The organism is Pseudomonas sp. HP_08 (assembly GCF_055284095.1).
The window spans coordinates 352,018-377,140 of the sequence record NZ_JBTOQC010000012.1 but is presented as its reverse complement, the minus strand read 5'-3'; the positions used below and the strand labels follow the sequence as shown (position 1 = coordinate 377,140).

17 protein-coding genes and 4 pseudogenes are annotated in these 25,123 nt (G+C 57.7%); 4 read left to right on the top strand and 17 right to left on the bottom strand.

Going from position 1 to position 25,123, the window contains the following annotated elements:
• The first annotated feature begins 2 nt into the window (after positions 1 to 2).
• The 3 genes from ACYAS9_RS13290 (at position 3) to ACYAS9_RS13280 (ending at position 3,885) form a co-directional block, all read left to right on the top strand.
• Positions 3 to 1,613 carry a dipeptide ABC transporter ATP-binding protein gene (locus ACYAS9_RS13290; protein WP_463568755.1) on the top strand — a complete coding sequence of 537 codons (1,611 nt, stop codon included), beginning with the start codon at positions 3 to 5 and terminating at the stop codon, positions 1,611 to 1,613.
• A 127-nt stretch (positions 1,614 to 1,740) separates the two neighbouring features.
• Positions 1,741 to 2,910, top strand: a complete 1,170-nt coding sequence (locus tag ACYAS9_RS13285) for a hypothetical protein (RefSeq protein ID WP_463568754.1) — start codon at positions 1,741 to 1,743, stop codon at positions 2,908 to 2,910.
• Between the two features lie 99 nt (positions 2,911 to 3,009).
• Positions 3,010 to 3,885 (top strand): LysR substrate-binding domain-containing protein, encoded by an 876-nt coding sequence (locus tag ACYAS9_RS13280; RefSeq protein ID WP_463568753.1) that lies wholly within the window; start codon positions 3,010 to 3,012, stop codon positions 3,883 to 3,885.
• On the opposite strand, the gene ACYAS9_RS13275 is transcribed toward ACYAS9_RS13280, so the two are convergent.
• From ACYAS9_RS13275 to ACYAS9_RS13215, 13 genes and pseudogenes are all read right to left on the bottom strand, one after another.
• Positions 3,832 to 5,208: an MFS transporter gene (locus ACYAS9_RS13275; protein WP_463568752.1), complete on the bottom strand. Its 1,377-nt coding sequence runs from the start codon at positions 5,206 to 5,208 to the stop codon at positions 3,832 to 3,834. The genes ACYAS9_RS13280 and ACYAS9_RS13275 overlap by 54 nt on opposite strands.
• 96 nt (positions 5,209 to 5,304) lie before the next feature.
• On the bottom strand, positions 5,305 to 6,738 hold the full coding sequence (locus tag ACYAS9_RS13270) for an NAD-dependent succinate-semialdehyde dehydrogenase (RefSeq protein WP_463568751.1): 1,434 nt from the start codon (positions 6,736 to 6,738) through the stop codon (positions 5,305 to 5,307).
• On the bottom strand, positions 6,735 to 7,769 hold the full coding sequence (locus ACYAS9_RS13265) for an aldo/keto reductase (RefSeq protein ID WP_463568750.1): 1,035 nt from the start codon (positions 7,767 to 7,769) through the stop codon (positions 6,735 to 6,737). Before ACYAS9_RS13265 ends, ACYAS9_RS13270 begins: the two co-directional genes overlap by 4 nt.
• A gap of 10 nt (positions 7,770 to 7,779) precedes the next feature.
• Complete coding sequence (gene fae / locus ACYAS9_RS13260) at positions 7,780 to 8,292, bottom strand: formaldehyde-activating enzyme (RefSeq protein ID WP_463568749.1); 513 nt, start codon at positions 8,290 to 8,292, stop codon at positions 7,780 to 7,782.
• A 282-nt stretch (positions 8,293 to 8,574) separates the two neighbouring features.
• A pseudogene (locus tag ACYAS9_RS13255) lies at positions 8,575 to 9,009 on the bottom strand (methyl-accepting chemotaxis protein); the annotation flags it as partial.
• 105 nt (positions 9,010 to 9,114) lie between these two features.
• Positions 9,115 to 9,798, bottom strand: a pseudogene (locus tag ACYAS9_RS13250) (PAS domain-containing protein); the annotation flags it as partial.
• Between the two features lie 383 nt (positions 9,799 to 10,181).
• On the bottom strand, positions 10,182 to 12,452 hold the full coding sequence (katG, locus tag ACYAS9_RS13245) for a catalase/peroxidase HPI (RefSeq protein ID WP_463568748.1): 2,271 nt from the start codon (positions 12,450 to 12,452) through the stop codon (positions 10,182 to 10,184).
• Between the two features lie 165 nt (positions 12,453 to 12,617).
• Positions 12,618 to 13,580, bottom strand: a pseudogene (locus ACYAS9_RS13240) (amino acid ABC transporter substrate-binding protein); the annotation flags it as partial.
• Positions 13,581 to 13,965: 385 nt separating this feature from the next.
• Positions 13,966 to 15,039: pseudogene (locus tag ACYAS9_RS13235) on the bottom strand (IS630 family transposase).
• A 105-nt stretch (positions 15,040 to 15,144) separates the two neighbouring features.
• Positions 15,145 to 18,639, bottom strand: a complete 3,495-nt coding sequence (locus tag ACYAS9_RS13230; protein WP_463568747.1) for an NACHT domain-containing protein — start codon at positions 18,637 to 18,639, stop codon at positions 15,145 to 15,147.
• 246 nt (positions 18,640 to 18,885) lie between these two features.
• Positions 18,886 to 19,368, bottom strand: coding sequence for a DUF6882 domain-containing protein (locus ACYAS9_RS13225; RefSeq protein ID WP_463568746.1), 483 nt, complete (start codon positions 19,366 to 19,368; stop codon positions 18,886 to 18,888).
• Positions 19,369 to 19,399: 31 nt separating this feature from the next.
• Positions 19,400 to 19,939, bottom strand: a complete 540-nt coding sequence (locus ACYAS9_RS13220) for a hypothetical protein (protein WP_463568745.1) — start codon at positions 19,937 to 19,939, stop codon at positions 19,400 to 19,402.
• A gap of 32 nt (positions 19,940 to 19,971) precedes the next feature.
• Positions 19,972 to 20,580, bottom strand: coding sequence for a dTMP kinase (locus ACYAS9_RS13215; RefSeq protein ID WP_463568744.1), 609 nt, complete (start codon positions 20,578 to 20,580; stop codon positions 19,972 to 19,974).
• Between the two features lie 118 nt (positions 20,581 to 20,698).
• On the opposite strand from ACYAS9_RS13215, the gene ACYAS9_RS13210 reads away from it, so the two are divergent.
• Positions 20,699 to 21,223, top strand: coding sequence for a hypothetical protein (locus ACYAS9_RS13210; protein ID WP_463568743.1), 525 nt, complete (start codon positions 20,699 to 20,701; stop codon positions 21,221 to 21,223).
• 1 nt (position 21,224) lies between these two features.
• On the opposite strand, the gene ACYAS9_RS13205 is transcribed toward ACYAS9_RS13210, so the two are convergent.
• Genes ACYAS9_RS13205 through ACYAS9_RS13190 form a run of 4 tightly spaced genes read right to left on the bottom strand, consistent with a single transcriptional unit; the run spans position 21,225 to position 25,110 of the window.
• Positions 21,225 to 21,989, bottom strand: a complete 765-nt coding sequence (locus ACYAS9_RS13205) for an enoyl-CoA hydratase-related protein (RefSeq protein WP_463568742.1) — start codon at positions 21,987 to 21,989, stop codon at positions 21,225 to 21,227.
• Between the two features lie 17 nt (positions 21,990 to 22,006).
• On the bottom strand, positions 22,007 to 23,134 hold the full coding sequence (locus ACYAS9_RS13200) for an acyl-CoA dehydrogenase family protein (protein ID WP_463568741.1): 1,128 nt from the start codon (positions 23,132 to 23,134) through the stop codon (positions 22,007 to 22,009).
• Positions 23,135 to 23,144: 10 nt separating this feature from the next.
• The gene (locus tag ACYAS9_RS13195) at positions 23,145 to 24,332 is read right to left on the bottom strand and encodes an acetyl-CoA C-acyltransferase (RefSeq protein ID WP_463568740.1); all 1,188 of its coding nucleotides are present in this window, start codon (positions 24,330 to 24,332) and stop codon (positions 23,145 to 23,147) included.
• Between the two features lie 10 nt (positions 24,333 to 24,342).
• Positions 24,343 to 25,110 (bottom strand): 3-hydroxyacyl-CoA dehydrogenase, encoded by a 768-nt coding sequence (locus ACYAS9_RS13190; protein ID WP_463568739.1) that lies wholly within the window; start codon positions 25,108 to 25,110, stop codon positions 24,343 to 24,345.
• Between the last annotated feature and the right edge of the window lie 13 nt (positions 25,111 to 25,123).

Genomic DNA, 25,123 nt, shown 5'->3' with positions numbered 1-25,123 from the left:
GCATGAACAGCCAGCAAACCGTATTGCGGGTCGACAACCTCAGTGTCGAACTGCCCAAGGGCGCCGACCGCAGCCTCGCCGTGCAAGGCATCAGCCTGGAAGTGCGCAAAGGTGAAATCCTCTGTGTGATCGGCGAGTCGGGCTCGGGCAAGTCTGTGCTGTCGGCGGCGATCATGGGCGATTACGCCAAGGGCCTGCGCCATGCCGGTGGCGTGATCGACTTTCTCGGTGACGATATTTGCACCCTGGATGAAGGCCGCCTGCGTTCACTGCGCGGCAACCGTATCGCGATGATTTTCCAGGAGCCCATGGCGGCACTGAACCCGGCCATTCGTATCGGCAAACAAGTCGAAGAAATCTTCGATATTCATGCGCCGCAGATGCCGGCGGCCGAGCGTCGGGAGCGCATGCTGGCGCTGTTGGCGTCCACCCAGTTGCCGGACCCGCCACGTATCGCCAACAGCTTCCCCCATCAACTGTCCGGCGGCCAGTGCCAGCGCGTGGTGATTGCCATGGCGTTGGCGATGACCCCGGACCTGCTGATCGCCGACGAGCCCACCACCGCCCTTGATGTCACCACCCAGGCTCAGGTGCTCAAACTGGTGCGCGACCTGCGCGGCCGCGGCCAGCACGGCATTCTGTTTATCACTCACGACTTCGGCGTGGTGGCACAGATTGCCGACCGGATCGCGGTCATGGAGGGCGGTCGCCTGGTGGAAATCGGCGAGCGCGATCAGGTGCTGAATACCCCGGCACACGCCTATACACGCAAGCTGATCGCCGCGGTGCCCGCGTTACATCCTGAACTGCATGCACCCGGTGTCGACGGTGAAATGGCCCTGCGTATCGAGCACCTGACCAAGACCTATGACGTCGGCGGCCGTCAGGTGGCGGCGCTGCGCAATGTGTCGCTGAACCTGCCGCGGGGCAAGACACTGGCGATTGTCGGCGAGTCCGGTTCGGGTAAAAGCACGCTGGTAAAAGCGGCGATCCGCCTGGTGGACAGCGACAGCGGGCATGTGTGGGTCGGTGATACCGATTTCCTCGCCTTGAGCGGCGCCGCATTGGCGGCCAACCGTCGGCGTATCCAGATGATCTTCCAGGACCCTTACGGCTCCTTGAACCCACGGCATCGCGTCGGCGACATCATCGCCCGCGCCGCGCAACTTCGCGGCTTATCGGCCAAGGACGCCTGGGCCGAAGCCGGTGACTTGCTCGAACGCGTCGGGCTCAAGCGGGACGCCCTGCTGCGCAAGCCCAGGCAGTTCTCCGGGGGACAACGGCAACGCATCGGCATCGCCCGTGCTCTGGCCATGCGCCCTGAGGTATTGATCGCCGATGAAAGCGTCTCGGCGCTGGATGTCTCGGTGCAAAAGCAGGTGCTGGAGCTGCTGGCCGACCTGCAAAAGCAGTTGAACCTGAGCATCCTGTTTATCACCCACGACCTGCGTGTGGCCGCGCAGATCAGCGACCACATTGCGGTCATGCGCCAAGGCGAAGTGGTGGAATACGGCAGCGCCGAACAGGTGCTGCTGCGTCCACAAAACAGTTACACCCAGACGCTGCTTGCCGCCGCTCCCGGTGCTTCTGAGTTGCCTGCCCCCGGCGCCTAGGCGTTACCCGCCGCTGCGACTGATTTGCATCGTCAGCCACTGAGTTCGACCCTTTTCCCCGCGTCGCAGCATTCGCTGCGGCAACGGGCTGCTGTTGCCAAAAACAACCCATAACGAGAGCCCAACCATGCGACCAACCTTAGGCTACTTCGCCCTCATCCCCGTGCTCGGCGCCCTGGCGGCACCGGCCATGGCCGTGCAGGTCACCGACAACCTCGACCTTGGCGGTGCCATTCGTGCGCGCTGGGACTATGACCCGGACCGTGACATCCAGAAATTCGGTCTCGACACGGTGTTCCTCAGCGCCAAATACACCTCCGATACCTGGATCGGCGAGGCGCAGTACCGCTTCTACGGGCGCTCGTACCCTTACCAATACAGCAAAAACTACGGCGACATCCAGTTCGCCAAATTCGCCTGGGTCGGCTACAAGTTCAACCCTGGGCAACAGGTGCAAGTGGGCCTGAATACCGTACCGTTCGGCTTGCAGCCGTACTTCGGCAGCACCTTCTACGAGACCCTGGGCAACGTGATTGGCCTGGAAGATGTGCAACAGGTCGGGGCCAAATACATCCAGCAAAGCGGCGACTGGAACCTCCAGGCCGGCTATTACCTGCGCCCGGCATGGCAAGGCAAGGGCACCAGCAAGGGCGTGACCTACTCCAGCGTGGTCTCCGGCGCCGACAGCTACGTCGGTGACGGCAGCGACAATCAGGAGCGCAACACCGTGGTCCTGCGCGTGGCCAAGGCCCTGGACCTGAGCGACTGGAAATCCGAAGTGGGCTTGTCCGGCCTGACCTCGACCCTGAAAAACAAGGACACCGGCAACGACGGCCGTCGCAACGCCGTGGCTATCCATTACCTGGGCAAGAACGGCCCATGGGGCGTGCAATTGCAAGCGGCGCGCCAGCAAATGTCACCGCGCAACGCCGGCACCGATGAACTGGTGACATTGGGCGGCTATGACGGCACATTCAACGTTGCCAGCCGGGGCAACCTGTATGTGGCGGACCTGAGCTACGACGTGGGCGGCAAGTACCTGTGGGACCAGGTCAGCGGTGTGAAGCTGTATGCCAACTACAGCGCTTTCGACAAATCTGCGGATGAATTCAAGACCTCACAGCGGATCATCCTGGGAACCTCGTTTTCGCTCAGCAAGCTATGGATCGCCACCGAGTGGTTGATCGGCAAGAACGACCCGTACATTGGCGGCAGCAGCTATACCCAGAGTCTGGGTGCTGGAGGCAGCAATCAGTGGGAGAATCAGCTGTACATGAACATCGGCTATTACTTCTGACAGATCACTGACGTTGTCACAGGCAAGCCCGCCCGCACAGTGTGAGGGCGTGGGCTTGCCAGCAAAAACACCCTGAAACCGCTGTATGGAATCCGAGCCATGCGCCAACTGCCCGCCCTCAACATGCTCCGCGTCTTTGAAGAGGTCGCTCGCCACCGCAGCTTCAGCCAGGCTGCCATCGGCCTCAATGTCACCCAGGGCGCCGTCAGCCGCCAGATCAAGCAACTGGAAGACTATCTCGGCGTCGCCCTCTTCATCCGTACGCCACAGGGCCTGTCCCTGACCGAGGCCGGCTTTGCCCTCTCGCCCCACCTGAGCGATGCCTTCGACCATATCGAGCGCGCGCTGCAAGCGGTGCGCGTGCCCAACCTGCGCCAGCGCTTGCGTATCGTCGCACCGCCGACCTGGGCGACCCGTTGGCTATCGGCGCACCTGCGCGGTTTTTGCGAGCGCTATCCCGACATCAACCTCAGCGTCACTCATCAGAACAACCACGCCAGCCTTGCGGAAGTCGACTGCCAGATCCGCTTCGGTCTGGAGCCCTCCGCCCATTGCAGCAGCCAGTTACTGGTGATGGAGCGCCACATCGCCGTGGCCAGCCCGGAGTTGTTCAGCGATGGACAACCGCCGGATCTGCGGCGCTTTGCGCTGCTGCATATCCTGCACGACGGCAAGCGCTTGAAGGTGTGGGAAAACTGGCTGACCGCCATGGGGCGAGACGATATCGATGCGGACCAGGGCCTGGAATTCAGCACCCTGGACCAGGTGATCCACACCGCCCTGGCAGGCGGTGGACTGGCGGTGATCGACCGGCAGATGATCGAGCGTGAATTGGCCAATGGCAGCCTGTTGCCGATTACCCCCGTGGAAGTAATCGGCCCTTATGGCTATTGGCTGGAGGTGGCGCCGGACAAACTCGGCTTATCCAAGGTTCGACTGTTTACGCAGTGGCTGGGCCAGGTCAGCAACCCCTGACAGCGTGGGTGCTTGTGCCTTGCACGCATCGCTCAAGGTCAGCGCTTTGGTTTCCGGCGCCCACGCCCAAGAGATGATCGCGCCAAACACCAGAATGGCCGCCAGAATGCCCATGGTCGGGCTCAGGCCAATTCCCGCCACGCTTACCGGCAACAGGAACGTACTGACGGCCGAACCCAAGCGACTCACTGCAGTCGCCAGGCCGATGCCGCTGGCGCGTACTTCAGTTGGAAAGCTTTCCGCCGGGAACACGCCCACCAGGTTACTGACCGCCGACAGCACCAGGGTAAACACACCGAACGTGATGACCATCAACCACGCCATGCTTCCTGGCAGCACCGCCAACAGAAACAGCGCCGCCGCGAGGATAATGAACGCATTGATCAAGAAGCCCCGTCGCGAAAACTTCACCGTGCACCAGATACCGATCAGCGCGCCGACAATCAGCAGCACGTTAAGCAGCAGCTCTGTGCCAAAGCCCTGGGACAAGCCCATTTTTTGCAGGATCGACGGCAGGAACGTGTAAATCGCGAAATACGGCATCACGATGCACACGAAGAACAGGCAGTTGAACGCGGTGCGTTTGCGGTATTCACGGCTGAACAGCACGCCGTAGCCGGAGCGCGTCTGCGCGGAGGGTTCTTCATCCAGCACCACATGCTCGCCAAGGTGTTTGCTGACGATGGCGCGTGCTTCGGCCACACGTCCACGGTTTACCAGCCAGCGTGGCGATTCCGGGGTGCCGATACGGGCGATCAGGATCAGGCCGGCAGGTATCGCCGACGATGCCAGCATCCAGCGCCAGGCATCGTCGCCCAGGCTGAGCATTGCCGTGCCGACAAAGGTGGCGGCGACGTAGCCGAACGTCCAGATCACGCTGAACGAGCCGAGCAGTACACCGCGATGTTTCTTGGGCGAAAACTCGGCAAGCATGGCGTGACCAACGCTGAAATCGCCGCCCAGGCCAATGCCGATCAAGATGCGGCACAGCAGCAAGCCCATGGCCGTCTCGGCATAGAACTGTATCACCGACGCCACGGTAATCAGCACAAAGCTGACCAGAAAGATTTTCTGCCGGCCGAGGGTGTCGGAGATCCAGCCGAAAAACAGGCTCCCCAGGAACAGGCCAATCAGTGCCGAGGCGCCGATCAGACCTTGCCAGAAGGCATCGAGCTGCATCTGTGGGGCAAGCAATGTGAAGGCGATTCCGATCAGGCCGAGAATATAGCCATCAGTGAAATGCGCGCCAAAGGTCAGCCCGGCGATTTTCAGGTGAAAGCGGCCGATCGGCAGGTCGTCGATCTTGACGGGTTGAGCAGTCATGGTGTTCTCCATTTTTTTGTTCTTGACGGAGTAACAGCGGGCAAACCCTGTCCCTTGCGAGAACGGGCTCGCCCGCACATTGGGTTCTATGCCGGTTTAGAGACCGCCCATCAACAGGTATTTGATCTCCAGGTAATCGTCCAGCCCATACCTGGAGCCTTCACGACCCAGGCCCGATTCCTTGATCCCGCCAAACGGCGCGACTTCGGTGGAGATGATTCCCTCGTTGATGCCCACCATGCCGGCTTCCAGGCCCTCGGCCATGCGCCACACGCGGCCGATGTCGCGGCTGTAGAAGTAGGCGGACAAACCGAACGGCGTGTCATTGGCGCGTTGCAGCACCTCGGCTTCATCCTTGAAGCGAAAGCAGGCGGCCACAGGGCCAAAGGTTTCTTCCTGAGCGATCAGCATGTCGCCACTGGCTTCGGTGAGGATGGTCGGTTCAAAGAACGTGCCGCCCAGCGCATGGCGACGGCCGCCACACAGCAGTGTGGCGCCCTTTTCCACGGCATCGCCCACATGGGCTTCGACCTTGGCCAAGGCTGCGGCATTGATCAGCGGGCCTTGTTCGGTTTCACCCTCCAGCGCGCTGCCGACACGCATGGCGCTGACGGCTTCGGCCAGCTTGCGGGTAAACGCCTCGTACACGCCGTCCTGAATAAAGAAGCGGTTGACGCACACACAGGTTTGCCCGGTATTGCGGAACTTGGAGGCCATGGCGCCTTTGACGGCCGCATCCAGGTCGGCATCGTCAAACACGATAAACGGCGCGTTACCGCCCAGCTCCAGAGAGATCTTTTTCAAGGTGTCCGCCGCCTGGCGCATCAACAGTTTGCCGGTGCGAGTGGAGCCGGTGAACGACAGCTTGCGCACCACGCTGGAGGCTTGCAGTGCGCCGCCAATCGCCACGGCATCGCCGGAGACGATGTTGAACACGCCGGCCGGAATCCCTGCCTGTTCGGCCAGAACCGCCAGCGCAAACGCCGACAGCGGGGTTTCTTCCGACGGTTTGAGGATCATGGTGCAACCCGCCGCCAGCGCCGGGCCGACCTTGCGGGTCACCATGGCCAGGGGGAAGTTCCACGGAGTGATTGCCGCGACCACACCAATGGCTTCCTTGACCACGATGATTCGCGCATCCGCCTTGTGGCTCGGGATCACATCGCCATAGGCGCGCTTGGCCTCTTCGCCAAACCATTCCAGAAAACTTGCGGCATAGACCACCTCGCCCATGGCTTCGGCCAGGGGTTTGCCCTGTTCCAGGCTGAGCAGGTGGGCCAGGTCTTTCTGGTTGCCCAGCATCAGTTCGCTCCAGCGCTTGAGGCGCTGGCTGCGTTCTTTGGCAGTGAGCTTGCGCCAGGCTGGCAAGGCACGATTGGCGGCGTCGATGGCCAGGATGGTTTCTTCGGCAGCGGCGCGCTGCACATCAGCGATCAGCGCGCCATTGGCCGGATTGACCACCGGGTACGTCGGTCCACCGCTGGACCATTGCCCGTCGATGTAGTTACCGGTGCGGATCAGCGGGTTCATGCCACGGCCTCGATCAGATTGAAACGGTCCAGGCCCGGACGGGCTGCACGCAGGATGCGCTTGCCGGCGGTGTAGTCGTTGATCACATCGCACGGGGTGTAATTGCGTTCCAGCTCGTGGAGTTCTTCGGCATCCAGTCGGGTGTCGAGGGCCGCCAGGGCACTGTCGAATTGTGCAGTGGTGTCGGCGCCCACCAGCATGACATCCACGCCAGGGTGATTGGCCACCCACGCCTGGGCGATCTGAGCGTTGGACACGCCACGGGCGCGGGCCACGCGTTGCACCGAGTGGGCGATGTCGAACGACGCCTGGTCGCTGTACATCTGCTGGGTAAAGAAGTCGGTCTGGTTACGGGTCGATTGCACTTCGCCGGTGAGCAAACCACGCGCCAGCGGGCTGAATACCGAGACGCCCAGGCCCTGGTCGCGGCAGAACGGGATCATCTCGCGCTCTTCTTCGCGGTAGGCGCAGTTCAGTTGCAACTGCATATTGATCGGCTTGACCCAGCCATTGCGTTCGCAGGCCATGAGGATCTTCGCCAACTGGCCCGTCAGCATGGTGGACACGCCAATGTAGCGAGCCTTGCCGGAGCGCACGATGTCGTTCAACGCGCACAGGGTTTCTTCGACCGGCGTGTTGACATCGAAGTAATGCAGCATGAACACGTCGACATAATCCATTCCCAGGCGGCTCAAGGATGCATCGATGCTGTCCATGATGTGCTTGCGTGAATGACCGCTGGCGTTGATGCCGCTGCGGGTGCCGTAACCGACCTTGGTGGTGACCACGATGTCGTCACGGCGCGCCACACGTTTGAGGATGCGCCCAACCACTTCTTCACCGACACCGGCTGAATAGAAATCGGCCAGGTCAATGAAGTTGACACCGTTGTCCAGGGCGTGGGCGACGATGGGTTCGCTTTGCTTTTCGTTGAAAATCCACGGTTTCCAGTCCGGCGTACCCATGTTCATGGTGCCCAGGCACAGGCGCGAGACTTGCAGGCCGGAGTTGCCCAAACGGATGTATTGCATGGGATTCTCCTCAGGCCTTGGGCGTGTAGAAAGGGTTGCTGATGTGGTTGACCACATCGGCCAGTTGCGCGGTGTACGGCGTACCCGTCAGGGCAGCGCGGATCGCGGTGCGACAGGCGTTGTAGTTATTCAGGTAGACGGCATCCAGATCATCGCAGCCCGGGTTGACCCAGTTGGCGGTGACGATGGCCCACTCGTCCTCGGCTTCAGGCGGCAAGGTGCCGTCGAGCAAGGCTTCGAGTACGGCCTTGGCGATACCGGCCTGCGACGCACCCCAGGTGGCATTGCCATGCAGATCGCTGCTGATCTCGGCCTTATTGACATAGAGGGTCATGGGTTTGACCGGGATGTTCGGCTGGGCAATCACCATGAACGGGCAATGTCCCTGGCTCGGCGACGCCAGGCTATTGGCGAAAGCCTGCCCCGCAGGACCATTGCGCGGCCCGATAAGAATGTTTATGTGCGCGGCATTCACGCCAGGGCCTTCAAAACCTTCACCTATGTACAAGTCGAGTTCTTTCATGAGTCGTTACTCTTTTGGGCTTTTAGGGTGATATCGAGGTTTGAAGAGCGTGCAATGAGGCTGCGGTGAGGATCCGTCATGGTTGCAAACACTCTTTCTTGTTGTTGATGAGCGGTGTTTGCGATTTTTAGCACTGGGCGGGATAAAGCGATAACCATTAAAAGTCATGGGGGTATGAGCTCCGAACATACCCACTGAGACACGGCAATGTTTAGGGCACACCAGCAAAACGCCCGAACTGAGTCGGGCGTCTAACACGGTGCTGTGGTCAATTATGTTTATCTAGGCAATCTGATTCGTAAACTTGCCTACGGCGTCGACGACTCGTCTGGCACCCTCCTGAATGTCCACAATGACGTCGCCTGCCTGGGTCGCCAACTCCAGGCCCTGCTCCGCCTGAAGTTTGCTGTTTGCCATTTCACCGATGGTCTCATCGACCAGCTTCTGGTTTTGCAAGACTACAGAGGCAATTTCTTCGGTCGCGCTGCTGGTGCGCCCAGCCAGTTTCCGGACTTCGTCAGCGACAACGGCAAAGCCTCGACCCTGCTCGCCTGCGCGCGCAGCTTCAATCGCAGCATTGAGTGCCAACAGGTTGGTTTGTTGGGCGATGCTGCTGATCGTCTGGATGATCGAGCTGATTAACAGTGACTGTTTTCCTAGCGCTTCAACACCGTTGGAAGCGGCCTGCATATCGACCGCGACTTTGCGCATGGTGTGCACGGTGTCCTTGACTACCACCGCGCCACGCTGAGCCGTTACATCGGTCTGCTGCGAGATTTCAAATGCCGTTTGGGCGGCCTCACTCACTTGTTGTTCATGGGCAACCTGGTCGGTGACAACCGTCGCAAACTTGACCACTTTGCACAGTGCGCCTTCAGTGTCATAAACCGGGTTGTACGTCGCTTCCAGCCATACGGTCTGACCACGGCTGTCAATACGTTCAAATCGCCCCGCCACAAACTCGCCTTTGTTCAACGTTGACCAGAAGTCCTTGTATCGTTGGGATGAGGCTTCCTCCGGCTTGCAGAAAATACGGTGGTGACTGCCTTTGGCCTGGCCCAGGCTGTAGCCCATCGCTTTTAAAAATTGGTCATTCGCCATAAGTACATGCCCGGAGAGATCGAACTCGATCACCGCCGTCGAACGAAGTAATGCATCAATAAAGGACGCATTTTCCGATGCTTTTTCCATGCGTGAGGTGATGTTCGTCGCATGGCAGATGACATGACTCAACTTGCCCTCGCTGTCAGTGATGGGCTGCCAATGTGCATGAAGCCACACCAGTGAACCGTCAGCATGCAAGTACCTGTATTCGTCAGAAATGGACTTGCCTGCGGCGACGGCGGCTCGAAAGTTGTGAAAGCACGGCAGCCTGGAGACGTACTTCGGAACGATATCAGCCATGGCGCGGCCTAGAAGCTGATTCTGCGTGTAGCCCAATGCCTGGGCAAAATTTTCATTGCATGCGGTGATGGCAAACGCTGAATCGATACTTAACGTCAGCATTTCGCGACTCAGTCCATCGCGCAGTTGGCGCAATGCCGACAGCTCAATTGCCTGAGATTCAAGCTGGCTCTTGAGCCGGGTGTTAAACATTATGTTCGCCCTCTGGTTGCCCGAGGGCGCTGGCAGTGGTGGTTTCAAGCAGTCGAGAGAAGGTATTCACGAATATCACATCATCAATCCGCAAGGTACAAAGGTCCTGGCAACCGCGGTTGCCTTCAAGGGTCAGCGATCGTCATCCAGGATCGTTGGCGGATGCTATGAACTTTAGTAAAACTTGTACATGATTTTATTTTTGTACAGGTTCTGAACTTTTTGATGGTTGATAACAGAAACGCCTCCACGAGGGAGGCGTTGTCATAAAGTCTCAATAGACCCTGACAGGGTCAGGCAAGGTCGAAACGATCAAGATTCATGACTTTGGTCCAGGCCGCCACGAAGTCCTCAACGAATTTCTCCTGCGCGTCATCACTGCCATACACCTCCGACAGTGCCCTCAACTGGGCATGGGAACCGAACACCAGGTCGACACGTGTGCCGGTCCACTTCACTGCACCGGTCTTGCGGTCACGTGCTTCAAAGATGTCGTTGGTAGCGGAGACGGGCTTCCACTCGACGCCCATGTCCAGCAGGTTCTTGAAAAAATCGTTGCTCAGGGTCTGCGCACGATCCGTGAGCACACCGTGCTTGCTGTCCCCGACGTTGATATTCAAGACTCGCAGGCCACCCAGCAACACCGTCATTTCAGGTGCCGTCAATGTCAGCAGCTGTGCCTTGTCGACCAGTAACGATTCAGCCGAAGCCTGATAACGGGCCTTCTGATAGTTGCGAAAGCCATCGGCGAGCGGCTCCAGGTGACCGAACGACTCGACATCCGTCTGCTCCTGAGATGCATCCGTGCGCCCTGCCGTGAAAGGCACCGTGACCTGCTGGCCAGCGTTTCTGGCCGCCTGCTCCACACCCACACCGCCCGCCAGTACGATCAGGTCCGCCAGCGAGATTTTTTTGCCGCCGGCCTGTGCGCCGTTGAAGTCGCTCTGAATAGCTTCGAGCTTTTGCAGCACGCCCGACAGATGCTCAGGCTGATTGACGGCCCAGTCCTTCTGCGGCGCCAGGCGCAGGCGTCCACCATTGGCACCACCGCGCTTGTCGGAGCCGCGGAACGTGGACGCCGCGGCCCAGGCCGTCGAAACCAGCTGCGAGACGGTGAGCCCTGCGGCGAGAATACTGGCCTTGAGCGCGGCAACATCTTTTTCATCAACCAGCGGGTGATCGACCTTGGGAATCGGATCCTGCCACAGCAACTCTTCTGCGGGTGTTTCCGGGCCAAGATAACGCGCAAGCGGGCCCATATCACGGTGGGTAAGCTTGAACCAGGCTCGGGCAAACGCATCGGCCAGTTGCTCGGGGTTGGCCAGAAAGCGGCGGGAAATCTGTTCGTAGGCCGGATCGAAGCGCAGCGCCAGGTCTGATGTCAGCATGCTTGGCGCGTGTCGCTTGCCAGCGTCGTGAGCATCCGGAATCTTGCCGGCGCCTGCACCGTTCTTCGGTGTCCACTGGTGTGCGCCCGCCGGACTTTTGGTCAGTTCCCATTCGAAGCCAAAGAGGTTTTCGAGGTACTCGTTGCTCCATTTCGTCGGCGTCGACGTCCACGTCACCTCCAGACCGCTGGTGATGGTGTCAGCGCCCTTGCCGCTGCCGAATGTGTTTCTCCAGCCAAGCCCCTGCTCTTCAAGTCCGGCCGCTTCCGGCTCCGGGCCGACATTGTCGGCAGGACCTGCACCGTGGGTCTTGCCGAAAGCGTGACCGCCCGCGATCAGTGCCACTGTCTCTTCATCATTCATGGCCATGCGACCGAAGGTTTCACGTATATCCTTCGCGGAGGCAACCGGGTCCGGAACACCTTCCGGGCCTTCCGGGTTCACGTAGATCAGGCCCATTTGTACAGCCGCGAGCGGATTTTCCAGAATGCGCTCGCCATGGGCTGTGCGGCTCTCTTCGTTACCGTGAAGCTGCGGCTCGGCTACCAGCGTGCCGTCGCCTGGCTGCTGCATGTTCTTTTGCGCACCGTAACGTTCTTCACCGCCCAGCCAGGCAGTCTCGGAACCCCAGTAGACGTCTTCTTCCGGCTCCCATACATCCGGGCGACCGCCTGAAAATCCGAAGGTCTTGAAGCCCATGGACTCCAGCGCGACGTTACCGGTGAGCACGATCAGATCGGCCCAGGAAATCTTGCGCCCGTACTTCTGCTTGACCGGCCAGATCAGCCGGCGTGCCTTATCCAGGCTGACGTTGTCAGGCCAGCTGTTGAGGGGCGCAAATCGCTGCTGCCCGGCACCTGCGCCGCCACGGCCATCACCGACACGGTAAGTGCCGGCGCTGTGCCAGGCCATGCGAATGAACAGCGGACCATAATGGCCAAAGTCCGCCGGCCACCAGTCCTGAGACCGGGTCATGACATCGCGCAAATCCTGCTTGACGGCCTCAAGGTCAAGGCTCTTGAACGCCTTGGCGTAATCGAAGCCTTCGCCCATCGGATCGCTGAGAGAGGAATGCTGATGCAGAATTTTCAGGTTCAGTTGCTTGGGCCACCAGTCTCGATTGGTGGTGCCGCCACCCGCTGCATGATTGAAGGGACATTTCGATTCAGTTGACATGATTGATACACCTTTTGGTCATCTTCATCCCACCGTCAGCGTCCGCTGACACAGACGTTTACTCAGACTAGCGCCCTTTTTAAAAAGATCTAATAGTCAGAACCTTATCGTTTGATAGACAGGCTCTTGATAGACAGGCTCTTTGTACCCAAGGCCTTCAGACACTCAGCGAACCGGCGCCGCGTACTGAATACCGCCCTGGTTCCACAGCGCATTAAGGCCTCGTTTGATTTTGAGGTCGCTACCTTCCCCGAAGTTTCGATCAAAGGCTTCGCCGTAGTTACCCACCTGAGAAACGATCTGCACCACCCAGTCGCCAGGCAGGTTCAGGTCCTTGCCCAGCGCGCCCTCGCTGCCCAACAACCGTGCAACGTCGGGGTTGGTCGAATTCTTTTTCAGGTCAGCCACATTTCTGGAGGTGATGCCCAGTTCCTCTGCGTTGAGCATGGCGTTAAGTGTCCATCGCACAACAGCGAACCACTCCTCGTCGCCACGTCGTACGGCGGGCGTCAGAGGCTCTTTGGAGATCACCTCTGGCAGCACCAGATAGTTTTCGGGCGATGCCAGTTTCAGCCGCTGTCCATAGAGTTGCGACTGGTCAGAGGTCAGCACATCACAGCGGCCTGACTCCAGGGCCTTGAAGCTTTCATCGGAGGTATCGAAGGTAATGGGTGTGTATTTCATTTTGTTGGCGCGCAAATAGTCGGCAAGGTTGAGCTCGGTGACCGTGCCGGCCTGAATGCAGAAGGTCGCCCCATCAAGTTCTTTGGCGCTCTTGACCCCGAGTTTGTTGTTGACCAGAAACCCCTGGCCGTCGTAGTAGGCAACGCCTGTAAACAGAATCCCCATTGCGGCATCCCGAGAGGATGTCCAGGTAGTACTGCGTGACAACATGTCAACTTCGCCTGACTGCAACGCCGTAAAGCGTTCCTTGGCGGTCAACTGGGAGTATCTGACTTTTTTGGCGTCACCGAACACGGCTGCCGCCACCGCTCGACAGACATCGACATCAAACCCGATGAACGCTCCTTTGGCATCGACATAAGAAAAACCCGGCAAACCATCGCTGACACCGCATTGCACAAAGCCCTTTTTCTTGACGGCTTCCAGGGTCACGCCCGCACTCGCATGAAGCGAAAGCAGAGAAGCCATTGTTACACCGAGTATCAGGGCGCCAGACTTGAACAACTTGTTTTCACGTTTCATTTTTATGCACTCTTGGATGACAGGGCGAGTAAATCCAGGCCGCACGATGCCGAAGCCTCTGATGCGAGTTGAACGCTGAACAACGGATGCGAGGGCAGAAAACAAGAGCGGAGGCCGTCAGGGCTTCCGATAGACTCAATACGCGCAAGTAGACAGTGGCGTCGAGGCCCTCTTTTTATTTAAAAAACCACGTTTTATTCAAAAGTCCCGTTGGACTGGAAATAACCTAGGCGTTGCGCCCTATCAGAAAAAGCGAATATTTTTGCAACATGGCATTAGTGTGGTGTTTCACAAGTAGGGCATAAAACTACTTGCCTAATGCTTTTGCTGCACGAGCTACGGAACCCAAGATCTCGTCCGCTTTTCTGTGCCACCGAAATAGCTTCGGATTCTGGTTGTAGGTTTCCAGGTAGTACTCGATTGAGGCCTCTAAATCCTTCACGCTGACATGAGCCTGGCGCTTGATCCATTTCTCGCTCAGTGTTGAGAAGAAACGCTCCACCAGATTCATCCATGAGGCAGACGTGGGGGTGAAATGGATGCTGTAACGAGGACGTGCGGCCAGCCACGCTTTGACCTTGTCGGTCTTGTGCGTTGCGTAGTTGTCCATAATCAGATGGATCGGCACATCGCTCGGTAACGAGGCATCTACCTCTTTGAGAAACGATAGAAATTTGACACTGCGATGTTGGCGCTTTAACCGACTAATGACTTCGCCCGTTGCTACATCCAGAGCCGCAAACAGAGAAGTCGTCCCATGGCGCTTGTAATCGTGCGTACGTGTCGCAGGCTTTCCAAGCGCTAAAGGCAGCCTTGGTTGTGTGCGGTTCAACGCCTGGATCTGGCTTTTCTCATCAACACATAACACCAGTGCTCTCTCAGGCGGGTTCAAGCAAAGGCCCACGATGTCCTGCACTTTGTCGACGAAAAGCGGATCGATAGAAAGCTTGAAGGTTTTCTCCAGGTGAGGCTTGATCCCGAAGGTATGCCAGATACGCATCACGCTAGCCGGAGATATTCCTGTTTCCCAACTCATTTGCCGGGTACTCCAATGGCTAGCGTCTTCTGGTTTGCTCTTCAGAACCTGATCAACCACCTTCTGCACTTGTTCATTACTGATTGTGCGCGGGCGACCCGAGCGATGTTCATCGTTCAGGCCAATCAACCCCCATTTCGAAAAGCGCGTCCGCCACCGCGAGACCACGTCCTTGCTGACGTTGAGGCGCTGGGCAATGGCATTTCCAGACTCTCCCTCTGCGCATGCCAAGATAGTTTCGGCACGAACACAGGCATCCTGCGCGCCCTTACGCTGTTTAACGCGGCGTAGAAGCTCTGATTTTTCGGCTTCAAACAAGGCAATGACAGTCGCTGGTCGGCCCATATAAATGCTCAGCTCTCACGAGTGGGTTTCAGATGGGCATAGACCAGATTTTCATTGGTACTTGTGAAACACCACACTAGCGACTAAAAAATGAGATTCCGGTGGCTAGGCCAAATCCACCGCAATTAGCTTTTTACCTAAGCGTGTAATCCGGATACCCAAACGCCCGCTAAGCGATTCCAATAAGCCAAGAATTTCCAATCTCAAACTCCCGCTCTCTAGTGTTTCGTAAATACGGACAAGGCATTCAACTTCGGTTCTCGTTCCGCCTTTAGCTATAACGGCTATAGCAGCCCAAGCTAAATTGTGGGTTGAATTGCTCGCAATTTGTTCAAGTTCATTAAGTGAGAATTTTTGGCCATGAGAGTGAAGACATTCAAGGGCGCGACCTGCTACCGACGCACAAATATGCTCGTCTTCAGATGGAGTATCCATCGCCGAATCAAAAGTGGAGCGCAGCTTCTCAATAGCTCTTGGTGCACCCAAAAAAGCAGCATCCAAACCTATCCGCAGTCGTTGCCAAGGGGTATAGTCTTCGCGCATTACCCACTCATCTAGCATCGCCAAAGGAGCTGTCCGTCCAGGATGCGGAGGAACGAACTCCATAATACTTGCTCCCTTCCCTACCCTTTTAGCTCGATACAGCAACCCTGCCACAAATGCACTAGCCAAGACTAAGCGCGATTTAGAATCCCATACCCTAGTCGCGATAATGGATACTGCTCTTTCCACGGGTTCTCTTTCTAGATAGTGCCCAAACATTGAAATCGTGGAGCCAACCATCTCACAACTCATAGTAGGGAAACGATCAAGCAACGCTTCAAGCACACTTGGGCAGCCGTCCTCAAGCAGATAAATTGACGCTAAGTCTTGAAACTCTTCAGGCAAATTATCTGCATTTTTAATTGCGTAAATATTTTCACGCATTCCGCTTTCCTTCCAACTGGCAATGAGATATTCGATCACATCCAAGGCGTTTTCATGAGGAATCCGGGCTGAGTGCAAAATTCGAATTACAGAAGTCACGTCAACCTCCGCACTTGACAATGCTTGCGCCGCACTCGTTTGAGGGTGATACCCCTCTCCGCAAATGCCATCTATAATGAGCTCTTCAATTTCTGGCTGCAGTTTACACATCGATTTACTCCATGCAGCAAGCCTAATCGATACAGGAAGCGTTTTTTCCAGAGCAACAGATTTAGCCACTTCAAACTCAATGGAACCAATCTTCATGTGGTTGATCAGACAGCTGAGCGCCTCCTTCTCCTTTTCTGACGTTATAGGAAGTCGGCATCTTGAAATATAGAGATCAAAGGTAGCTGACCCTAAACGATCAACTTCCTTCTGAACCTCCCCGAGGTTCAGCATAAGTTCGATGTCGCCCTCAAGTAGCTGGTTGATAACCTCAAGTGTTAGATCATTATCCTGAAGCCGCGCAACAATTGTGTCAGCCCCATGATGTAGTAACCCCCGATCTCCAAGCCGTGCTCTGATTGCAGGGTGTAACGGGCACGACAGCGCGTCTACTATGATTCCGTCAATTAGGCGAGCGGATCTCCATGGCGTTCTCCCCCATATTTTTGCGAAGCGCTCTCCTACCACATGTAGTTGCGTGCTTGAGATTTTCATTCCATTCGCCAGACATCGGCCCACCAATCTCAAGCCGGTGTGAAAAACGTCGTCTTCACCGTCAAGAATTTCCGCGACTATACGTCCCGGGCTGGCATGCCGCTCTAGGGCAAACTGCATCGCCTGAGCCCATGGTCGACGAGCGATCATCGATAAGCGCGCGGACAGCCCTTCACTATGGTTCTCAAGTAACTCCGAAGACGCCAAGTACTCTTGGATGATCGGAAATGGAAATCTCAGCCCGATAAACCCGTCCTTGCGCAGCACGCCACGTCTAAGTAACGCATCTCTTACCTTATCCGGCTTTAGAGTCGAGTCGACGTTTCTGATGCAGCGCTCAAAAGCCCGTACATTCAAACCGATGGTTTCCGTTTCAAGAGCATCAAATGCAGCTCTTTCAGCAACACGTCGCAACACGCCTGTATCGATCTCATCAGGCTGAACAAGCTTCATTGGCCGAAGCAACATCTCAACATACGAATCGAGCAAATCACTGCGCCGAAGGTTATCGTCCTCCAGCTTCATTACCAGCATAAGCGCCAAAAAAATCGGAATACGGGCAAGATGAGCGAGATCTGGTCGGGCAGCCATCCGACCGAGCAGCAGCTCAGCGATTCCAGCTTCACCAGGTCTGTAAAAATCAACGTATCGCTGTATGTCCTCATCTTGGAGAGGCGCAAGCTCAAGAACCGTCGCACCTTCAGGAGGGGCAAATGCTGCGGCGTCCCTGACGGTCATCAGCCAGCGTACTCCAGGATAACGAGCACGATAGACGTCAAGCCGTTCTTGGACTGATTGACGTCGCTCACTGGATACCTCATCTAAACCATCGATGAAAAGTACAAGCAACCCAGTAGTCGCAGCAAGACGCCAGTCAATTTGTACGTCGAACTCATTATTCAAGACTTCTGATAGGTATTCCGCGATACCTAGATCTGAATCGGAGAGCTTCGTGACCGATATGACCGCTGGCAGAAGATTATAACTTGCGCATCTATGCGCGATCGCATGGACGAGAGTGGTCTTCCCAAAACCAGGGCCTGCGACAAGTACAATCCCCTTGAGGTCTGCGCTTGGAAAGGATAGGAGATCCACTCTGCCCATAGAAATTATATTTCCTGAGCCCGGAAGATCATCGTCGAAATCCGGAACCCGATTACGGTCGTATTGTAGACACTGAGGCCACAGATACGATCCATCAATGGGCCGTCTGAACTCAGTTCCGGGTACATCAATCACTGACAGCCTGCTTACTGCTTCGCGATACTGCGCACTACCCCAGCTAGGGGCGTCCTGAATGATAATCTTGGCTTCACCTCGCAGGCGTTCATAGAGAGTAGGCCCATCAAATCGTATGCGGACATCAGCACCCTCCCAGACCATGGAGGCTAATATTTTGAAAAGCTTAGCCGCAGTGACCGAGGACGGAGGAATCCATAGTGGTGCATAATCTCGCTCAAGTGCATCAGAGGGCCACACCTGTACGTCTAGGCACACTAGAATTTTCCACACCTCCTCTATTTCAGCTTTAAGCAAACGCTGGATAGAGCGCACTATGGTTTTTTGGCTAGAAGTCAGTCGATCAAGCCATTCTGGGAGGTCAGAACTTTTCATCCTTTTCGTGATTTCTATTAAGTCTGAGGCGAGCTGTGAAGGTCTTCCCAAGACAAGCTCAATACGATCACCTGTGGAGAAGTCAGAATTTATCTGCCGACCAAACGAATGCCATAGAGCCTTCCAAGCTTGCCCACTGGCCTCAAGCGAAATTTTGACTTGGAAAAAACGACGGAAGCCGTCCGCGAATCGGATGACAAAATCATCAACGTCCTTAGGGGCTTCGATCCTCAGATCTATTGGCTGGTCATATTTTGGCCGCTCTCGCGGGTCAAGCATCCGCCCCAGATAGAGCGCCGCGACCTCATCTTGATACCTGATGCCCGCCTGAGTTGCCGGGCCGCCTGATTCCGCCAAAATAAACCTCTACAGTGCATGCTATGTAGCCGAGACGATGAGCTTCGCACCATGTCACTCTGGCTTTGGACTGAGTATATCCGCAACGTGATCATCGCCGGGCAGGGTTCAAACACACGGAGTGCTGAGGTGAGAGAATCGCGAAAGCTACGATACGATTAGCTGCAGCAGAATTATAGGATTGAGTGTTTCGGATATGGGAAGTAAGCATCAAGCCCCTATCGCAATTCTGCGTTATCACCAAGGTTACTGATAGCTAACCTGATCAACCTTGGTCAACGCCAGATACACAACCGGTCCACCTTCCCCTGATGGCGCCCGATAGCAACCCACCGCTTTAAAATGATGAACCGCAATCGCCGCCAGCTCCCACGCCATACTTTCGTCTTCAATGGGGAATGCTTCTTCGACGCCAAACAGTGCAATGCCGGTGGTCTCCTCCAGTTGCTTCAACTGAAGTGCTTTCTCGCGAAGGCCCGGCTCAACGGTTGGATTGCTCCATGCCCATTTCCACGTATCGGTCTTGGGCGCAAAAGAGCCGATGTTGAGTATCCGAGCCTCAACCGCCAGCCTGTCTTGCTCATCGAAGAACTGGATCGTGCCGCTGGGCTGGTCCAGCCACCAGCGCGCCATATCACCCAGCCCGAAATCGCGCTGAAGCCCTTCCTGCTTGGCCATGAGTTCCTGCATGGCCGTCTCGAGCAGCTGTTCAAAATCGTGGTCTGCCATGTCTCCTCCAGATTTTAGATGTTGTGCCCACTCACCGAGTAATGATGAGCATGACAATGATCGTCACAGTGGCGGCGATCACGAGGGCGAACATCAAGCGGCTAAATCGACGTTCCATCCGATCAAGCTTGTGAATCAGGAGTTCCATCTGCTGACTGTGGTCGATGGTTACATGCTTGGCCGCATGCACCTCGGCATCCGTCGAGTTGCGGTCTCCGTAGGCGGCGATCAGACTCCCGCCGGCACCGCTTGCCGCTAACATGATTGCCTGAACGGCCATGTTCAAATTCTCAGCCCAATATGACGCGCTGACGGATTTACTGAAGAGGATCTGGTAAAGGAACTGAATCAGTAACCCATACATAATGACCGTCATGCCCTTGATGAAACGCTCATCCGGGCTTTCCAGAATCAGAATAAAGTCAGCAGTGACAAACGTTAGGAAAACCACGGCCGCCGTGACGGGATAACCGAACGCATTAATGAAAATCGCGATGAAAGTGCTCAGTACAAAAATGGCTAACGTGGCAGGCTTACTAACGAGGATCTTGCCTAAACGGGTACGAGGCATCAGAAAAAATTCCTTTTTTAGCTCAATGTGCATCAGAGCACTCTATAAATCTCAGCAACCACCTGCATCGTTGCCTCTTCGATCGTTCCTTCATTACGGCACAACACCCAGCCGTTATCAGCAACCGCTCGCTCGAACGACTGGGTACTGGCGACATGTTCTTCCAGGTTATGCAGCACCGTACTGCCCAGGCCACGCGAGCGTGCCGCTGCCCTCGCCCATGAAATTTCCGGGTCGGTAACAACCCCGACATGCAGGTCGGGCACTTGCACGTTACGTTCGATGTTCAACTGCAGAATCTCTGCAAACGGGACGGTCCGGCGAAACGCGGCATCGGAGGGGTACCAGCGATCAATCAGGATGATGCTGTCCGCTGGCTGTTCAGGCAGTACGTGGCGGGAAATCCAGGCACGGCTATCCGCCAGGCGCTCACACACCTGACGCTCCAGACCCTGGTCGGGATGTCGGGCGAGTTGGTTGACGAGGGCCATTGTCTCAGCCCTGTAAGGGTCGTTCTTTCTCTCGCACAGCCGGATCACCTTCTTGTTGTCGATTCTCAGGGCTTTGGTAACAGCCTCCAGCAGCGTGGTTTTGCCGGTGCCCTTGGGCCCATCCAGAGAAACAAAAAGTGGACGATTCATTCAGTGATGCTGCCTGCAAAACGAGTGTTTTAACATACCGAGCCAAGAACTCATCAAGTATTCCAGAGTCATAGCGAGCGGCTTTGCTATTCATACGCTAATCATCAGGGAGTGATCGATGCACCGGAATTACAAGACTCTTGGCACCTGTCTGTTACTGGCAACCGCCGTGACCATGGCGGGGTGCAGTTCATTGATGATGGGCAAACAATATACGTTCCCCAAGCCTGAAGAACCTTCGGCCACGGTGCGCCTGGAACACTCTGCTGGCACTTCTCTGCGCTTGATCAGTATTGGCGAAAACGGCTGTTATGCCGGTTATACCCCCGCACCGGGTGCCAATGGTTTCTTCGATACTCCGGTGCGGGTAGGCGAAGAACTGGTGCTGATGTATGCGCACAGCAGCGGTGACACAGTCTGCCAGGTGCCCTTCTCGCTCGTTCCCGAGCAAGGCGCGACCTATACCGTACAGGCCGGCAGTTGGAGCGGGCCCACGCAGAAATTCCTGTTCAGTACGTTCGAGAAGCAATATTGCGGTGTCCGGGTCCTCAAGACCCAAGGTGAAAAGGAGTCTGTCGAGCCCGTGCAGCAACTGAAGATGCGCCCGGGCTTTTGTCTGAAGTTCGTCAAGACCGATTCATAGGTCAATACGACGGCGCACGCTTCTGTAAAAACGCCAACATCCCCTCCTTCTGGTCTGCCGTCGCAAACACGGACTGAAACAGCCGCCGCTCAAAGCGCACGCCTTCATGTAATGAGGTTTCGTCTGCGCGGTTCACGCATTCCTTGAGCATCAGCACCGCTGTTCGCGACTGCGCGGCGATGCAACTGGCGGTGTCCATGGCCACGGCAAGCAGATCGTCAGGCGCAACCACCTGGGCAACCAGGCCGTAGCGTTCGGCTTGCGCAGCGTCCAGGCTGCGGCCGGTCAAACAGAGCTGCATGGCTTTGGCACGGCCCACCAGGCGGGTCAGGCGCTGGGTGCCTCCGGCGCCAGGAATGACGCCCAGTCTGACTTCCGGCAGGCCAAACCTCGCATTGTCAGCGGCGATGATGAAGTCGCACATCAAGGCCAGTTCGAAACCGCCGCCCAGTGCGTGGCCGGCGACGGCGGCAATGATCGGTTTACGGCGCTGCGCCACGCGGTCCCAGCGGCCGAGCAAGTCGTCCAGGTAGGTGGCGGGAAAGCACAGTTCAGCCATTTCCTTGATGTCGGCGCCGGCGGCAAATGCCTTGGGCGAGCCGGTGAGCACGATGCAGCCAATGCCCGGGTCGCCTTCCAGAGCGTCGAGTGCATGGTTTAGTTCATCAATCAGTTGAGTATTGATGGCGTTCAGCACATGCGGCCGGTTCAGGGTCAGCAGGCCGACAGCGCCGACCTGTTCCATCAACAGGGTCTGGTAGTTCATGGGTCACCTCATGGGTGCTACAGGTTTCGGGCAATCACCATGCGCTGTACATCGCTGGTGCCTTCGTAGATCTGGCAAACCCGCACATCGCGGTAGATGCGCTCTACGGGAAAGTCTTTCAGGTAGCCATAGCCGCCGAGGGTTTGCAGGGCCGCCGAGCAGACTTTTTCCGCCATTTCCGAGGCGAAGAGCTTGGCCATCGACGCTTCGACCAGGCAGGGCAAGCCGGCGTCGCGCAGGCTGGCGGCGTGATGCACCATCTGCCGGGCGACGGCGATGTGTGTCGCCATGTCAGCGAGGCGAAACGCTACGGCCTGGTGTTCGATGATCGGCTTGCCAAAGGTTTTGCGCTCGTGGGCATAGTCACGCGCGGCTTCAAACGCGGCGCGGGCCATGCCCACCGATTGGGCGGCGATGCCCATGCGTCCGCCTTCAAGGTTGGACAAGGCAATGCGGTAGCCCTCGCCCGGCTCGCCCAGCCGCAGCGAGACCGGCACACGGACATCGTCGAGCTGGATCTGGCAGGTGTCCGAGGCGTTCTGGCCGAGTTTTTCTTCTACCCGCACCACCTGATAGCCCGGCGTATCGGTGGGGACGATAAAGGCACTGATGCCTTTTTTACCGGCGTCGGGATCGGTGACGGCGAAGACGATGACCATCCCGGCATGACGGCCGGAGGTGATGAACTGCTTGGCGCCATTGAGCACATAGTGGTCGCCGTCCAGGCGCGCGCGGGTACGCAAGTCTCCGGCATCGGAGCCGGCCTGGGGTTCTGTGAGGGCGAAGGCGCCGAGCATTTCCCCGGTGGCCAAGGGCTGCAAGAAGCGCTGCTTTTGCGCCTCGCTGCCGTATTTGAGAATCGGCATGCAGCCCACCGAGTTGTGCACGCTCATGATCGTCGAGCACGCGCCGTCACCGGCGGCAATCTCTTCCAGGGCCATGGCGTAGGCCAGATGCCCGGTGGCCGCCCCGCCCCATTGTTCCGGGACCAGCATGCCGAGAAAGCCCAGTTGCGCCATTTCGGCCAGAGCCTCTGCCGGGAAGCGGTGCTCCCGGTCCCACTCGGCGGCGAAGGGTTTGAGCCGCTCCTGGGCGAACTGCCGGGCCATGTCGCGGATTTGCAGGTCCTGTTCTGATGGAATCATTGCGCTGTCCTCAGTTCATGCATTCGATAGCAACGGCAGTCGCCTCGCCACCGCCGATACACACCGCCGCCACCCCGCGCTTGAGGCCGTATTGGCTGAGTGCATTGAGCAGCGTGACCAGAATCCTGGCCCCGGAAGCACCGATCGGGTGACCCAGCGCGCAGGCGCCGCCGTGGACATTGAGCGCGTCGTGGGGAATATTCAGGTCACGCATGGCCACCATCGGCACCACGGCAAAGGCTTCGTTGATCTCGAACAGGTCCACCTGATCCAAAGTCCAGCCGACACGCGTCATCAGTCGCTGGATAGCGCCGACTGGCGCGGTAGTGAAAAGGCCCGGTGCCTGGGCGAACGAGGCATGCCCTGCGATTCTGGCGAGCGGCTTGAGCCCACGTTTTTCGGCCTCGGACAGGCGCATCAGCAGCAGCGAGGCGGCGCCATCGGAGATGGAGCTGGAGTTGGCTGCCGTCACCGTCCCGCCTTCGCGAAAGGCCGGTTTCAAGTCAGGAATCTTGTCAATGCGCGCCTTGGGCGGTTGTTCATCGCGGCTGACCGTCACGGATTCGCGGCGTGACGGGGTTTGCACAGCAACGATTTCGCTATCGAAGCGGCCTTCCTCCATGGCCTTTTGCGCACGCAGCAGCGAGGCGATGGCAAAGGCGTCCTGCTGCTCGCGGGTAAAGCCATAGTCCTGGGCACAAGCTTCGGCGAATTCGCCCATCAGCCGGCCCTTGTCGTAGGCGTCTTCCAGGCCGTCGAGAAACATATGATCCAGGACCTTGCCATGCCCCATGCGATAGCCGGCGCGGGCACGCTCCAGCAAATACGGCGCGTTGGACATGCTTTCCATCCCGCCCGCCAGCACCACCGAGGCGCTGCCGGCCAGCAACTGGTTATGCGCGAACATCACCGCTTGCATGCCCGAGCCGCACATCTTGTTGACGGTGGAACAGGCCACACTCTGCGGCAGGCCGGCGCCCAGTGCAGCCTGGCGCGCAGGCGCCTGGCCGAGACCGGCCTGCAAGACGCAGCCCATGATCACTTCATCAACGGCGTCACCCGGCACACCGGCACGCTCCAGGGCTGCGCGGTTACTGGCCGCACCCAGTTGCGGCGCGCTCAGGTCCTTGAAGTCGCCAAGAAAGCCGCCCATGGGCGTGCGTACGGCGCTGACAATCACGACAGGGTCGTTGTACATAGCGTTTTCCTTACTTGGCAGCCATGCGCAGCGCGCCATCCAGGCGGATGACCTCACCGTTGAGCATGCTGTTTTCGATGATATGGCGGGCCAATGCGGCGTACTCCGGCGGACGCCCCAAACGCGGCGGAAACGGCACGTTGGCAGCCAGTGAGGCCTGAACGTCCGCAGGCATGCCGGTCATCATCGGGGTTTCGAAGATGCCCGGCGCAATGCACATCACCCGTATGCCCGAGCGCGCCAGATCGCGCGCCAGGGGCAGGGTCATGGCCGCTACGCCGCCCTTGGAGGCGGCATATGCCGCCTGGCCCATTTGCCCGTCAAAGGCGGCGACCGAGGCGGTATTGATGATCACGCCTCGCTCGCCACCTTCATCTGGCTGTCCCTGCGCCATGGCTTCGGCAGCCAGGCGCAGCATGTTGAAGCTGCCGATCAGGTTGATCTCGATCGTGCGCCGAAAGCTGGAGAGGCCGTGGGCGCCGTTACGGCCCAATACTTTTTCTGCCGGGGCCACGCCTGCGCAGTTGATCAACCCATGCAGGCCACCAAAGTTATCGATGGCAGCGGACACAGCGGCTTGAGCCTGCTGTTCACTGGTGATGTCGGCCTTGAAGAACACCGCGCCGGCACCCAGCTCATCCGCCCGGGCCGCGCCCGCTTCTGCATTGATGTCCACCAGCAGCACACGTCCGCCCTGCCCCAACAATTCACGCGCCGTCGCCAGTCCCAGGCCGGAACCGGCGCCGGTGATCAGAAAAACCGAATGTTCGATACGCACGTTATCAACTCCT